Below are 13,427 nucleotides of genomic sequence, written 5' to 3'. Positions count from 1 at the left end.
TCAGCGCTGAACCGCGACGCACTTGATCTCCAGCAGCAAGCCTGGGTTAGCCAGTTCTGATACACCGATGACTGTCCAGGCGCACAACCCGCGGGGGAACAGGCGGTTTTTCACTTCACGGAAAACCGCCATGTGTTCGCTCATGTTCACGTGGTAGGTGGTCATGTCGACCACGTCTTCGAACGTACAACCACCTTCCTCCAATACCCGCCGCAGGCTCTCCCAGGCGGCGACGAATTGCGCCTCGGGGTCGGTGATGACTTCCAGGTTTTGCGTACGGCCGACCTGGCCCGCGCAGTAGAGGGTCTTGCCGACTTTTACCGCCGGGACGTAGCCGGCGCGCTCGACGATGGGGCGCATGGCAGCGGGGATGATGAGCTGGCGATCCGTCATATGTTGTATCTCTTCAGGCCGTTATCAGGCGTGTCGATGGGGATGGTTCGGACTATCGTTTTACCTGTTCCCACCCACCTATGCCAGATGAGCAACCTATGGACCAATTTATCTTGCCCTCCCCTATTCCTTACCCTAAGGTAAGGAGTATCACGAGAGAGGCTGTCAACATGGCTACCGCCACACTCACATCAAAAGGACAAATCACTATCCCCGTTCAAGTCCGGGCCGCACTTGGGCTGGACACTGGTGACCGCGTCGAGTTTGTCGAAATGGAAGATGGTAAATTTGCGATCATCGCGGCCAGCAAAACGGTGACGGACCTCAAGGGGCTGATCCGCAAACCCGCCAAGCCCGTCAGCCTCGAAGAAATGCACCAGGCCATCGCTGCACAGGGAGCAAAAGCGCGATGATCGGACTGGATACCAATGTGCTGGTGCGCTACGTCACCCAGGATGATCCTGTTCAATCGCCAAAGGCATCCAGACTGATCGAATCCCTCACCACGGCCTCACCGGGTTTTGTCAGCCTGGTTTCAGTGGTGGAATTGGTGTGGGTCCTGCAGTCCTGCTACCAGTCAGCCAAGAGCGATGTGGTTGCGGTCCTGGAGACGCTGCTACGCACTCGGGAACTGACCGTAGAGCACGCGGAAGTTATCTGGCAGGCACTGCGGCGATTTACAGGCACCAAAGGCGATTTCGCCGACTGCCTGATTGAACGCTGTGCCCACGCAGCGGGATGCGAATATACCGCGACATTTGACCTCGACGCAGCCAAGGCTACGGGCATGCGGCGGCTGACCTGAAACGCCGCGTTGCGGCAACGTGAAGGGCAAGGCCGCCGGCACGCCGATCAACCTGGATATCCCGCAATACGCGCTGCATGTTGACGAAGGCACAGGCAAGCAAACACCGGTGATTCTCACCCAGGCAGAAGAGAACGGCGACGTAAAAGCGGTGGGTTACAAGGAGTTGGGCACCGGCCAGTTGGGCGCGGCGCTGCTCAGGGAAGTTCGGCTTTTGGGTACAAAGAAGCCGATTTAAGCCACCGGAAAACGGTCAGCGAACCCAACCGCCGCCCTGCCAGTGATAGCCGTCATTGCTCTGTACCCAATGCGGATGCACATAGCGATAGCCTGGGCGCTGCGGCTCCCAGTGGCCATGCACGGCCATATAACGCCCGCCTTCCCAACGCCAGTAACCGCGCGACCACAGGTAGCCCGGCCGCCCTTCGGGCTCGACCTCGATAACCTGCACCGGCGGCGGTTGTGGCGCGACGACTTCTACATATTCACGCTGCACCGGTCGTCGATCATGCACGACCCGCTCCTCTACACACCCGGAAGCCGCGACGACCAACGCCGCCAATGCCGCATAACGTAACAACATACAGAACCCTCGGGCGTCACCGCCCAGCGTTTATTCCAGTAAAAAAATGCCCCCTTGTTCCAGCCGCGCTCCTGCTTGGCTATAAGACTTTTTAACAGGTGCCAACTGTCAGGTTGCTGAACCCACAGGCAGACTTAAGGTAAAGAAAAACTGACCTTTTCAGGAGGTACACACGGCCGCTGGCTGTTTAACGCGGACCAGAATCAGCCCCGCCACCACCACGGCGATCCCTGCGTACGTCGATGCATGAATCACGTCGCCAAACATCACGGCGGCCCACACCAGCGTCACTGGTGGCTCCAGGTACACCAACGCCGCCACGTGGGTGGCCGTCATGACCCGCAGCAACAGCCACAGGCTCAGGTAAGCGACGAAGGTAGAAAACACCGTCAGCCAAATGATGGAGATCAATACGTCCGGGGATCGAGGAATACTCAACGTATCGGTGTACAACACTGCTGCGCTAAAGCCGATCAAGGTCAACAACGATTGGATAAACAACGCCAGGCCAAGGTCGCCGGACTGAGCCCGTGCCGCCCGTCGTTCGTACAGCGTGGCCACGGTGAGACCGAGCGCCGACACCAGCGGCAGTAAATAGGTGACCAACCCGACGTCGGTGCCGCCGTTGCGGTATTGCCCGGCGATCACAATCGACACACCGGCGAAACCGATCACCAACCCCAGCCACTGCCAGGCGCCACTGCGCTCGGCCACACTGCCCGATGACAAAGTAGCCGTCATCAACGGTTGCAATGCCGCAATGATCGCCGCAATCCCCGGCGGCAAACCGTTCTGGATCGCCACGTAGACACAGGTCAGATAGAGAAACTGCGAGAGAAAACCAATCACCGCGTGATGGCGGATGCACGTCCAGGAAACCTTCAGCAGCCGCACGTTCAAAAACACCGCCAGGCACACCGAGACCAACAAAAACCGCCAGAACAGCACATTAAAAATGCCATCGCTGCGGGTCGCCAATTTCGCGCCGATAAAGCCCGAACTCCACGACAGCACGAACACCACCTGTAACAGCAGCAGCCCCAAGGTTGATCGTTTCATAGAACCTCCGGTTGGCTTGATTGACCGAAAGGCTAAGGGCCGCGCATGATTCTGTATATTTGAATAAGCTGCACCACTAATCCTTAAAAGTGGAATCATGAGCAAACACCTGAACATCGACCTGTTGCGCACCTTCCACGCGGTGGCCCGCTTTCAGCGATTCAACGAAGCGGCCAATCACGTGCACCGCAGTGCCTCGACCGTGACCACTCAGATTCAAAAGCTCGAAGACCAAGTTGGCCAACGCCTGTTCAGCCGCAACAACCAAGGGGTTGAGCTGACCATGTATGGCAAGAAACTCCTCGGTGAAACCACCGAGTTCCTCAAGAGCCACGACCGTTTGCTGGCGTCCCTTACGCCGCAACGCATGCAGGGCAAAATCCGCCTGGGTTTACCTGACTCGTATGCGCCAGACTTCATGCAGGATTTTCTGCCCCGTCTGGTCGCCGACAACCCGCTGCTGGAACTGGAGGTGGAAGCGCGCTCCAGCGGCGAATTGCTCGCATTGTTCAACAGCAAGCAACTGGACCTGGCCCTGGTTGTCAGCGCCCAGCCTTTGGAGCAAGGCGAACGCCTGGGGAAAATTCAGCCGCTGTGGGTCGCCGCCGAACACTTCAGCTATCCACAGCAGGCGCCGCTGCCGATTGCCGTGCAACTGTCAGGCTGCCCTTATCGGGCTGCGGCGATTCGGGCGCTGAAGGAGCACGGCACTTACTACCGGGTGCTACTGGAAAGCGCCAGTTCGCCCGCCGTTGAGGCCTGTATCCGCAGCGGGATGGCGGTGGGCCTGATGGAAGAAAGCCGGATGGGTAAGGGATTGACCCGTGTGATTGCCAGGGCCGGATTGCCCCCATTGCCGGTGCATCACCTGTACCTGCTGGGCGATAGCAGCAACCTGTTGGCGCTGCATGTGCATGAGCAGGTCAAAGCCGGCTTCAGCGTCTAGGACGAACCGAACCGCAGCAGCACCGCGTCGACAAATCGCCGCAGCGTGGCGCAGTGGCGCTGCCCGCCGGTGACGGGTACACGCCCAGACAGTAAACCCTGTAGAAACCCGCTGGCGAGTATCGTATCCGGCCGATCCTTACGCGCCGCGGGCCCCGCAAATACGACCTATAGTCACACGACGAACCATTTCGAAGGGTTGCTGCACATGCCATCTCGTCGCGTCCCGCTCTACGTGCATATCTCCTATCTGTTCGTCGGGTTACTGGTGCTATTTGCACTGATCAACCTCAGCTATCAGTTCCTGCAGACCAAGCGGTTCATGGCTGATGAAGCACGTCTGCGCTTCGAGATTGCCGGGCAACTCACTCTCAAGGAATTACAAAACCTCTACGGTCCCGCCGAACTCAGCGCGGGCCTGCTGTCCCAACAACGCTTGATGAACGCCACCACGCTGGAAGAACGGCTCGACAGCATCCCGTTTCTGGTGACCCTGCTCAAGAGCCAGCCTGCGGTGCAGAGCGCATACATAGGCTATGGCACCGGCGACTTCTTCATGGTGTTTCGCGGGAGTGAAAGCTCAACCCTCGATCCCAGGTTCTTGCCCCTGCCAGGTACCGCCTGGGTCGTACAGAACATTCACGCGCGTGACGGCAAGCACGCTGGTGAATACCTGTACCTGGCGCAAGACTTATCCGTCCTGGAGCGCCGGGCCGATCCTGGTGATCAGTACGACCCGCGCACACGCCCGTGGTACGACGGGGCAAAGTCCCAGGGAAAGCTTTTTGTAACAGAGCCATATCCGTTTTTCGATACAGGAGAAGTCGGCGTCAGTTTTGCCCAGCCGACACAAAATGGCGCCGGGGTTGTGGGCGTTGATATCAGTTTGCACTCCATCGACCGACTGCTGCTGTCGGCCAAAATAACCCCGGGGTCGCACCTGACCATACTCAATAGCAAGAACGAGGTGATCAGCTCTGAAAAGGGATCGCGTTTGATCTCAACCAGTAATGGCGAAAACCGCCTGGCGCGCCTGGATGAGCTAAGTCTGCCGGTGACTCAACAATTTGTGGCGGCAGCGGCCACCCAACACAACGACCGATTAAGCCTCGGTACGCGCGACGGTGAATGGCAAGGCATGCGCGTTGAACTGCCGCTGGCAGACACCGGAAATCTCGCGCTATGGATGACAACGCCCTATAGAGAGCTCATGGCCGATGCCATCGCCACTCGAAACAAAGGCTTGCTCATCTCCCTCGCGTTTCTTGCCGTGGGCATCCTTGTTGCGCTGGCAATGTCTCGGGCGGCATCCCGGCCCCTGGCAGCATTGACCCAACAAGCGGGGCAGATAGAACAGTTCAACTTTGAAGCGTCCACGCAAGTTAAATCAAATATCGCTGAAGTGATCGACCTGGCGCATGCGATGGGCAGCATGAAGACGACCATTCAGCATTTTTTGGAACTGTCGAGGGTGCTGTCCAGCGAGACCAACTTTCAGAACCTGCTGGCGCGTTTGCTGATGGAAATGCAGGGGATCACCGGTGCCCAAGGCGGCTTGATCTATCTGGCTGATGCCAATGCCAGCCATTTGAAAGTGGCGCGAGTGCGTTGGGGCGATCAGCTGCGGGAAACAGCCGAGGATACGCCAATTGAACTGGCCGATAACCCGGGCGATCCGCTGGTGCAGGCCCTGAACACACCCCTGGCAAAACCTGAGCGATTAAGCCGGGAACAACTTCAGACCCACTTTGGTTTTCTGGGCGATATCCAAACGTCACTGACGCTTTGGGCGTTACCGCTGAAGGACCGCAACGGTGTATTACTGGGTGCCCTGGCCTTGCTCGTGGATGAGAACGAGCGAGCACTTACACCCTCGCTGATGGCATTCGTAGAAGCACTGTCGAGTACGGCCGCCATCGCCCTTAACACCCAGCGGCTGATTGACGAGCAGAAGACGCTGCTGGAGTCGTTTATCCAATTGATTGCCGGTGCGATCGATGCCAAAAGCCCCTACACAGGCGGCCACTGCCAGCGCGTCCCCGAACTCACCAAAATGCTCGCCCATGCGGCCTGCGCGGAAAAAGACGGGCCATTCAAGGATTTCGCGCTCAGTGAAGAACAGTGGGAAGCGTTGCATATTGCGGCGTGGCTACACGACTGCGGCAAAGTCACTACGCCTGAATACGTAGTCGACAAAGCCACCAAACTTGAAACACTGTATGACCGCATTCACGAGGTGCGGATGCGCTTCGAGGTGCTCAAGCGCGACGCCGAACTCGACTACTGGAAAGGTCTCGCCGCTGGCGGCGCAGCCGAAGCATTACAAACCGAATTGACCGAAAAACTGGCGCAACTGGATGACGATTTCGTCTTTGTGGCCCAGTGCAATATCGGCGGGGAGTTCATGGCGCCGGAGCGCGTTGAGCGCATGCAGCAACTGGCCAACTACACGTGGCGACGCACACTGTCGGACCGTCTCGGCGTCTCCCATGAAGAAAATGCGCGTAAACAACGTTCGGCTGAAGCAGAGCTTCCCACCCTGGAACCGTTATTGGCCGACCGCCCCGACCACCTGTTCCCGCGCAGCGAGCGTGAAACCCTCAGTGACGACAATCCTTATGGCTTCAAGGTCAAGGTTCCCGAGCACCTTTATAACCGTGGAGAGCTATACAACCTGTGTATTGGCCGCGGCACCCTGACCGAAGAAGAGCGCTACAAGATCAACGAACACATCATCCAGACCATCAGCATGCTGGAAAAACTGCCGTTCCCGCGCCACCTCCAGCAAGTCCCGGAAATAGCTGGCGGCCACCATGAAAAAATGGACGGCAACGGCTACCCGAAACGCCTCACCCGTGAGCAAATGAGCTGGCCGGCACGCATGATGGGCATCGCGGATATTTTCGAGGCACTGACGGCCGTCGACAGGCCCTACAAAAAGGGCAAGAAGTTGTCGGAAGCGATCAAGATCATGGGCTTTATGAAACAGGACCAGCACATTGATCCGCAGGTTTTCGACCTGTTCCTGCGCTCGGGAATCTACCTTGAATACGCCAGGCGCTACCTGCCCGACGAGTTGATTGACACCGTGGACATCCAGCCCTACCTGGACCTGAACAGCCCAGAAGACGCTTGACCCACAGCCAACAAAAAGCCCGCTGACCGTTACCGGTTCAGCGGGCTTTTTACATCGGCGGGGTCCTGAGCCAGGCCCCCACCAACGTCTTACAGCGCGAGGTCAGAAGCTGGCTTGCTCGGCTCAACCGCAGGCTGGGCAGCCTCGGTGGCCTTAGGAGCGGTCAGCTGCGGAATCGCTGGTGGAGGCGTCAGTTGCAGAATGTTGGCGGTGTAGGCCCATTCTTTAGCCACAGCTTCAGGACTGTCGTTCAGCTTGGTGCCGTAGCTAGGCACGATCTGATGCAGCTTTTCCTGCCAGGCCGGGGAAGCCACCTGATCCTTGAACACTTTCTGCAGCACGGTCAGCATGATCGGAGCCGCGGTGGACGCGCCTGGCGATGCACCCAACAGGCCTGCGATGGTGTTGTCGGCGGAGCTGACCACTTCGGTACCGAGTTTCAGGACGCCGCCCTGCTCTTCGTCACGCTTGATGATCTGCACACGCTGACCGGCTTGCCACAGGCGCCAGTCTTCTTTCTTGGCGTTCGGGAAGTATTCTTTCAGGGCGTTGAAGCGGTCGTCATCCGACAGCATCAGTTGGCCGGCAAGGTACTCGACCAGCGGGTATTCGCGGATACCCACTTTGGTCATTGGCCAGATGTTGTGGGTGGTGGTGCTGGTCAGCAGGTCCAGGTACGAGCCTTCTTTCAGGAACTTGGTCGAGAAGGTGGCGAATGGGCCAAACAGAATCACACGCTTGCCATCCAGCACACGGGTGTCCAGGTGCGGAACCGACATCGGCGGTGCGCCAACCGAAGCTTTACCGTAGGCCTTGGCCAGGTGCTGCTCGGCAACCGTTGGGTTATCGGTCACCAGGAACGAACCACCCACAGGGAAGCCTGCGTATTCCTTGGCTTCAGGAATGCCCGACTTCTGCAGCAGGTGCAGTGCACCGCCGCCTGCGCCGATGAACACGAACTTGGCGTCGGTTTCAGTCTTGCTGCCGTCTTTCAGGTTTTTGTAGCTGACACGCCAGGTGCCGTCGGCGTTCTTGGTGATGTCCTGCACTTCGCTCGACAGTTTCAGGTCGAACTTCGGCGTAGTTTGCAGGTGAGCGACGAACTGGCGAGTGATCTCGCCGAAGTTCACGTCCGTACCGATCGGGGTCCAGGTGGCCGCGATTTTCTGGTTCGGGTCACGCCCTTCCATCATCAACGGGACCCATTTGGCGATTTGCGCCCGGTCTTCGGAGTACTGCATGCCGGCGAACAGCGGGCTCGCTTGCAGCGCTTCGTAACGCTTCTTCAGGAACTTGATGTTGTCATCGCCCCACACGAAGCTCATGTGCGGAGTGGAGTTGATGAACGAACGCGGGTTCTTCAGGACGCCCTGCTGGACCTGCCAGGACCAGAACTGACGGGAGATCTGGAACGCCTCGTTGATCTCGACCGCTTTCGGGATTTCAACGTTGCCGTTCTTGTCTTCCGGGGTGTAGTTCAGCTCAGCCAGGGCCGAGTGACCGGTACCGGCGTTATTCCAGCCGTTGGAGCTTTCTTCGGCCACGCCATCCAGGCGCTCGACCATCTCCATCGACCAGTCTGGTTGCAGCTCGTTGAGCCACACACCCAGGGTTGCACTCATGATGCCGCCGCCGATCAGCAGCACATCGACTTTCTCTGCCTCTTCCGCGTGAACGGACGTGATCCCCATCGACAAAGCCAGCCCCAGCAGGGCAGTGTTTACTTTTTTAAACATCAGTAGCACCTATGATAAAACGCCATCCGCCCCACTGCCCCTGATCCTGGGAGACCCTGATTTACGCCGCGCCAGGCAACGCACCGCAGGTTTCCACATTCATGAGGGCCGCAGGGTGGGCACACAAGGTCGATGCATCGACCTCACTTTTATGTCCCTTCTGCGCTGACTTCTTATCATTATTGGCTTCAGCTACCTGGGCGACAGCCAACCGCCGGGACGTATACGGGTGTACGCACGGAGGAAAGACTAGACCAGGACGGCGCGCAGAATATCACGGCAGGCGGCCGATATGCGCTGTTTGGCCAATTGACAGCTCTAAATCGCGGGTTTTGGCGCGAGCGTGTCAAGCCTGGCGGCCGCGACGTGGCGTCACAGGCGCCTTGATGAAACTGAACGATCACGCGTCACGCCGTTCTAGACACCTTCACCGCCGCTTGCGTAGCATCGTCGGCTCTGCACCGTGTCATCCATCCAAACAGAGCGATCCATGTCTATCCACCAAACTCCCGGGCACGTGCTGCCCGCGCGCAGCGCCGCCAAAATGGAAGCTGCCATGGCCGTGGGCGCATTCGCGATCGGCACCGGCGAATTTGCCATCATGGGCTTGATGCCCGACATCGCCCACAACCTCAATCTCAGCGAACCTCAGGTCGGCCATGCCATCAGCGCCTACGCGTTAGGCGTGATGGTCGGCGCTCCACTGCTGGCGATCCTCGGCGCCAAATTGCTGCGCAAACACATGCTCCTGCTGCTGATGGGCCTGTATGCCCTGGGCAACCTGGCCACGGCATTTACCCCGACCTTCGGCTCACTGGTGGCTTTTCGCTTTATCTGCGGCCTGCCTCACGGCGCCTACTTCGGCATCGCCGCCGTGGTCGCCTCCAGCATGGTGCCCAACGACAAACGCGCCGGCGCCGTGGCCCGCGTAATGATGGGCCTGACCCTGGCCATGCTGCTCGGCAACCCCATCGCCACCTTCCTCGGTCAACACTTTGGCTGGCGCTCGGCGTTCGCGCTGGTCAGCGCCATCGCCCTGTGCACCATCGCGCTGGTGTGGCAATTCGTCCCGGACCGCCACGACGAACCGCGCAGCGACCCACGCAAAGAACTGCGCGCCTTCACCAAACCACAGGTGTGGATGGCGCTGTCGATTGGCGCTATTGGGTTTGCCGGGATGTTTTGCGTGTTCAGCTACCTGGCGCCGACCATGCTGGAGGTGACCAAAGTGTCGCCGCAGTGGATCCCATTCGGCTTGGCTGCGTTTGGCGTAGGCGGCATCATTGGCAACATCGCCGGCGGCAAGCTGTTTGACCGCCTGCAATTTCGCGCAGTGGGTTGGATCATCGTGTGGTCGATGGCCGTGCTGATTTTCTTCACCTTCGCCGCGAGTTCGCTGTGGAGCGTACTGCTGGGCATCGGTCTGGTCGGCACCATGATTGCCATGGCCGCACCGCTGCAAATCCGCTTGATGGATATTGCTCATGAAGCACCAAGCCTGGCGGCGGCGTCCAACCACGCGGCGTTCAACCTGGCGAATGCGCTAGGCCCGTGGTTGGGTGGGATGGCGATTACGGCGGGGTATGGGTGGACCAGCACGGGCTACATTGGCGCGGCCACGGCACTTGTTGGCTTGGGCATCTACCTGATCGCACGACGTATGAAGGGCGGGCACTAACGCCACACCTCCAAAGCCCGCCCACGATCCAATGTGGGAGCGAGCTTGCTCGCGAAAGCGGTGGGTCAGTCACCCAGTAAATGACTGCCCCACTCGCTCAGTCAGTCATCATGCAACAACCCCGAACCATACTCCCCATAACTACTCCCCAGCGCACTGCCCCCAAAACTCATCTTGGCGGCTTTGCTGGGGCTGTGGTCGCCAAAGGCCTGGCATCCGCCGGTGAAACAAGGGTCGCTACTCACGCCCGATGAACCCGACGAACAAGCAGCCAACAGCAACGTACCAGCGACCATCGCGACTTTGACGAGATTGGAGATCATTTTAAATTCCCTGTGGACTGGAGGCGTGGGCATACCCTCTTGTCGGTGTGAGCGTAGGCCTTAACATCCGTGAGAATTATGAAACCTTACCGGGCGACAGTGTTGGTTCAGCTTGATGTCGTTTTGGCGACGAATTATCCCGGCACATATTCTGATTGGCGATATCAACAGTTAGCTCCTACATATTAAATCCGACCGGGCATCAATTCAGATGATCCGGCGACCTATATTCAGGGAACCTCAGGTAATGGCTAAAGACGAAAAAACCAGTGAAAGCGTCGCGTCAAAAGCAGCAAAGCTGCTGGCGGATCCGAGCACGCCGCCGGATGTAAAATCTGTGGCGGCGTCGGCTCTGACTCAAGCGCCTGACAAACAAAAGAAATAGGCTGAAACCGTGCCAGGGTGGCTGAAGCTCTGGCACTGCCGGCCACGGGAGTGGACCCATTCCTGTTAAACTGTCCGCCCTTCGCCTTTTCCACCTCAGATCCCAATGTCCTCACCTATCGCACCAACCCCATCGTTCTCCCGTCGCTTCTCCGTTGCACCTATGATGGATTGGACTGACAGACACTGCCGCTTCTTCCTGCGCCTGCTCTCCAAAAACACCCTTCTCTACACCGAGATGGTGACCACCGGCGCGATCCTCCACGGCGACCACGAACGCTTCCTGCGCCACAACGAGGCCGAGCATCCACTCGCCCTGCAGTTGGGCGGCAGCGTCCCCGCGGACCTGGCCGCCTGCGCCCGTATGGCCCAGGACGCCGGTTACGACGAAGTGAACTTGAACGTCGGCTGCCCAAGCGACCGGGTGCAAAACAACATGATCGGCGCGATCCTGATGGCGCATCCTGCTTTGGTGGCGGATTGTGTGAAGGCCATGCAGGACGCGGTCTCGATCCCCGTGACGGTTAAGCACCGCATCGGTATCAATGGCCGGGACAGTTACGCCGAGCTATGCGATTTCGTCGGCCAGGTGAAGGACGCGGGCTGCACCAGTTTCACCGTGCATGCGCGCATTGCGATTCTGGAAGGTCTGTCACCGAAGGAAAATCGGGACATCCCGCCCTTGCGCTACGACGTCGCCGCGCAGTTGAAGCAGGATTTTCCGCAGCTTGAGATCATTCTCAACGGCGGGATCAAGACGCTTGAGCAATGCCAGGAGCATTTGCAGACCTTTGACGGTGTAATGCTCGGTCGCGAGGCTTATCACAATCCGTATTTGCTGGCCGAAGTGGATCAACAGCTGTTTGATAGCACCGCGCCGGTGATCACCCGTGCGGAGGCGCTGGCGCAGTTGCGTCCTTATATAGCCGAACACTTGGCGACAGGTGGCTCGATGCATCACATCACCCGCCATGTACTGGGGCTGGGGACCGGTTTCCCGGGGGCGCGGAAGTTTCGGCAGTTGTTGTCGGTGGATATTCATAAGGCCAGTGATCCGCTGGCGTTGCTGGATAAGGCTGGGGAATTGTTGGAGGGGCGGTGATTGGGGTGTCAGTGGGTTTATCTGGAGGCTGACACTGCGCTTTCGCGAGCAAGCTCGCTCCCACATTTGGATGGGAGTACATCAGGGAGGTTGGGTGGTCATCGGGCAGTCAGGTTGAACCTGCTGGCTGTTTTGGCCTCTTATTCAGCACTGGCCGGTGATTCAAACGGCTGTTTTCAGGTTGTTGCCCTCGCAAACGATCGAATGCATTTGCGCCCTTGAGCGGCTGTCAGCGCTCGGGTAATGTCATCAGACCCACAGGACAGAGCACGCCCATGACTTCCAAGCTGGAACAACTCAAGCAATTCACCACCGTAGTAGCCGATACCGGCGATTTTTCGACTCTCGCCAAGCTCAAGCCGCAAGACGCCACTACCAACCCTTCCCTGCTGCTCAAGGCCGCATCGATCCCGGCGTATGCCAAGCTGCTGGATGAGTGCGTTGCCGACTGCAACGGCGACGTAGGCCTGGCCAGCGACCGTTTCGCGGTAGCCGTCGGCCAGGAAATCCTCAAAGTGGTGCCCGGCCGTATTTCCACCGAGGTGGATGCCCGCCTGTCATTCGATACCGACGCGGTACTCAAGCGCGCGCATCGTTTGATCGACCTGTACGACAAGGCCGGCGTTGGCCGCGACCGCGTGCTGATCAAGATCGCTTCCACCTGGGAAGGCATCCGCGCCGCCGAGCAGCTGGAAAAAGAAGGCATCCAGACCAACCTGACGCTGCTGTTCTCCTTCGCCCAGGCCGTGGCTTGCGCTGAAGCCGGCGTGTTCCTGATTTCGCCGTTCGTGGGCCGTATCTACGACTGGTACAAGAAGGCCAACGGCAACGACTACACCGGTACCGATGATCCGGGCGTGCAGTCGGTGACGCGCATCTACAACTACTACAAGGCCAATGGCTACAAGACCGTGGTAATGGGTGCGAGCTTCCGTAACCTGAGCCAGATCGAAGAGCTGGCCGGTTGTGACCGCCTGACCATCAGCCCGGACCTGCTGGAGAAACTGGCTGCCGACGATGGCAAGCTGGAGCGCAAGCTGGCGCCAGGCCATGCAGGTGAGGCTCGTGTGCACTTGACCGAAGCGCAGTTCCGTTGGGAATCCAACGAAGATGCGATGGCCACCGAGAAGCTGGCCGAGGGCATTCGTCAGTTCGCCCGTGACCAGGAAAAACTCGAAGCGCTGTTGACCGCCAAGCTCTAAAAACGGGCGACGGCAAAAAGGGCGGTACCCTCGCGGGTACCGCCCTTTTTCGTGCCTGGCTCTTTTTTAAAAGAGGCAGCT

The 13,427-nt window shown here is 58.8% G+C and carries 13 protein-coding genes and 1 pseudogene; 9 read left to right on the top strand and 5 right to left on the bottom strand.

Annotated features, from left to right (window positions below):
* A complete protein-coding gene (locus tag RGV33_RS09250) occupies nt 1-393 on the bottom strand; it encodes a RidA family protein (RefSeq protein WP_322144004.1) in 393 nt (130 codons plus the stop codon).
* 170 nt (nt 394-563) lie between these two features.
* On the opposite strand from RGV33_RS09250, the gene RGV33_RS09245 reads away from it, so the two are divergent.
* From RGV33_RS09245 to RGV33_RS09235, 3 genes and pseudogenes are all read left to right on the top strand, one after another.
* Entirely contained in the window at nt 564-806 is a 243-nt protein-coding gene (locus RGV33_RS09245) for an AbrB/MazE/SpoVT family DNA-binding domain-containing protein (RefSeq protein WP_322144003.1), read from the top strand.
* A complete protein-coding gene (locus RGV33_RS09240; RefSeq protein ID WP_322144002.1) occupies nt 803-1,198 on the top strand; it encodes a type II toxin-antitoxin system VapC family toxin in 396 nt (131 codons plus the stop codon). The genes RGV33_RS09245 and RGV33_RS09240 overlap by 4 nt, the downstream gene beginning before the upstream one ends.
* A gap of 16 nt (nt 1,199-1,214) precedes the next feature.
* Nucleotides 1,215-1,436: pseudogene (locus RGV33_RS09235) on the top strand (hypothetical protein); the annotation flags it as partial.
* A 15-nt stretch (nt 1,437-1,451) separates the two neighbouring features.
* On the opposite strand, the gene RGV33_RS09230 reads toward RGV33_RS09235, so the two are convergent.
* Both RGV33_RS09230 and RGV33_RS09225 read right to left on the bottom strand, forming a co-directional pair.
* On the bottom strand, nt 1,452-1,781 hold the full coding sequence (locus RGV33_RS09230; protein ID WP_322144001.1) for a hypothetical protein: 330 nt from the start codon (nt 1,779-1,781) through the stop codon (nt 1,452-1,454).
* 159 nt (nt 1,782-1,940) lie between these two features.
* Nucleotides 1,941-2,840 (bottom strand): DMT family transporter, encoded by a 900-nt coding sequence (locus tag RGV33_RS09225; protein WP_322144000.1) that lies wholly within the window; start codon nt 2,838-2,840, stop codon nt 1,941-1,943.
* Between the two features lie 97 nt (nt 2,841-2,937).
* Here RGV33_RS09225 and RGV33_RS09220 point away from each other — a divergent pair, with 97 nt between their 5' ends.
* Nucleotides 2,938-3,786, top strand: coding sequence for a LysR substrate-binding domain-containing protein (locus RGV33_RS09220; protein WP_322143999.1), 849 nt, complete (start codon nt 2,938-2,940; stop codon nt 3,784-3,786).
* Between the two features lie 45 nt (nt 3,787-3,831).
* Nucleotides 3,832-6,921 (top strand): HD domain-containing phosphohydrolase, encoded by a 3,090-nt coding sequence (locus RGV33_RS09215; protein WP_322143998.1) that lies wholly within the window; start codon nt 3,832-3,834, stop codon nt 6,919-6,921.
* 89 nt (nt 6,922-7,010) lie between these two features.
* Here the strand turns inward: RGV33_RS09215 and mqo are convergent, their stop codons facing one another.
* On the bottom strand, nt 7,011-8,657 hold the full coding sequence (gene mqo, locus RGV33_RS09210) for a malate dehydrogenase (quinone) (protein WP_322143997.1): 1,647 nt from the start codon (nt 8,655-8,657) through the stop codon (nt 7,011-7,013).
* A 490-nt stretch (nt 8,658-9,147) separates the two neighbouring features.
* Here mqo and RGV33_RS09205 point away from each other — a divergent pair, with 490 nt between their 5' ends.
* On the top strand, nt 9,148-10,335 hold the full coding sequence (locus tag RGV33_RS09205) for an MFS transporter (RefSeq protein ID WP_322143996.1): 1,188 nt from the start codon (nt 9,148-9,150) through the stop codon (nt 10,333-10,335).
* A 101-nt stretch (nt 10,336-10,436) separates the two neighbouring features.
* Here RGV33_RS09205 and RGV33_RS09200 read toward each other — a convergent pair whose 3' ends face one another.
* Nucleotides 10,437-10,658, bottom strand: coding sequence for a hypothetical protein (locus RGV33_RS09200; protein ID WP_322143995.1), 222 nt, complete (start codon nt 10,656-10,658; stop codon nt 10,437-10,439).
* 247 nt (nt 10,659-10,905) lie between these two features.
* Here RGV33_RS09200 and RGV33_RS09195 point away from each other — a divergent pair, with 247 nt between their 5' ends.
* The 3 genes from RGV33_RS09195 (at nt 10,906) to tal (ending at nt 13,346) form a co-directional block, all read left to right on the top strand.
* The gene (locus tag RGV33_RS09195) at nt 10,906-11,043 is read left to right on the top strand and encodes a hypothetical protein (RefSeq protein ID WP_322143994.1); all 138 of its coding nucleotides are present in this window, start codon (nt 10,906-10,908) and stop codon (nt 11,041-11,043) included.
* Nucleotides 11,044-11,148: 105 nt separating this feature from the next.
* Nucleotides 11,149-12,144, top strand: a complete 996-nt coding sequence (gene dusA / locus RGV33_RS09190) for a tRNA dihydrouridine(20/20a) synthase DusA (RefSeq protein ID WP_322143993.1) — start codon at nt 11,149-11,151, stop codon at nt 12,142-12,144.
* A gap of 275 nt (nt 12,145-12,419) precedes the next feature.
* Nucleotides 12,420-13,346, top strand: a complete 927-nt coding sequence (gene tal / locus RGV33_RS09185) for a transaldolase (RefSeq protein ID WP_322143992.1) — start codon at nt 12,420-12,422, stop codon at nt 13,344-13,346.
* Nucleotides 13,347-13,427 lie beyond the last annotated feature (81 nt).

This window comes from Pseudomonas sp. Bout1 (assembly GCF_034314165.1).
GTDB lineage: Bacteria > Pseudomonadota > Gammaproteobacteria > Pseudomonadales > Pseudomonadaceae > Aquipseudomonas.
This window is presented reverse-complemented; position numbering and strand designations above follow the sequence as displayed.

Excerpts from the sequence above, each read along its gene's own strand:
- RGV33_RS09200 (WP_322143995.1), bottom strand. The coding sequence starts at position 10,658 with ATGATCTCCAATCTCGTCAAAGTCGCGATGGTCGCTGGTACGTTGCTG.
- RGV33_RS09245 (WP_322144003.1), top strand. The coding sequence starts at position 564 with ATGGCTACCGCCACACTCACATCAAAAGGACAAATCACTATCCCCGTT.
- RGV33_RS09240 (WP_322144002.1), top strand. The coding sequence starts at position 803 with ATGATCGGACTGGATACCAATGTGCTGGTGCGCTACGTCACCCAGGAT.
- mqo (WP_322143997.1), bottom strand. The coding sequence starts at position 8,657 with ATGTTTAAAAAAGTAAACACTGCCCTGCTGGGGCTGGCTTTGTCGATG.
- RGV33_RS09250 (WP_322144004.1), bottom strand. The coding sequence starts at position 393 with ATGACGGATCGCCAGCTCATCATCCCCGCTGCCATGCGCCCCATCGTC.
- RGV33_RS09225 (WP_322144000.1), bottom strand. The coding sequence starts at position 2,840 with ATGAAACGATCAACCTTGGGGCTGCTGCTGTTACAGGTGGTGTTCGTG.
- RGV33_RS09195 (WP_322143994.1), top strand. The coding sequence starts at position 10,906 with ATGGCTAAAGACGAAAAAACCAGTGAAAGCGTCGCGTCAAAAGCAGCA.
- RGV33_RS09220 (WP_322143999.1), top strand. The coding sequence starts at position 2,938 with ATGAGCAAACACCTGAACATCGACCTGTTGCGCACCTTCCACGCGGTG.
- dusA (WP_322143993.1), top strand. The coding sequence starts at position 11,149 with ATGTCCTCACCTATCGCACCAACCCCATCGTTCTCCCGTCGCTTCTCC.
- RGV33_RS09230 (WP_322144001.1), bottom strand. The coding sequence starts at position 1,781 with ATGTTGTTACGTTATGCGGCATTGGCGGCGTTGGTCGTCGCGGCTTCC.
- tal (WP_322143992.1), top strand. The coding sequence starts at position 12,420 with ATGACTTCCAAGCTGGAACAACTCAAGCAATTCACCACCGTAGTAGCC.
- RGV33_RS09205 (WP_322143996.1), top strand. The coding sequence starts at position 9,148 with ATGTCTATCCACCAAACTCCCGGGCACGTGCTGCCCGCGCGCAGCGCC.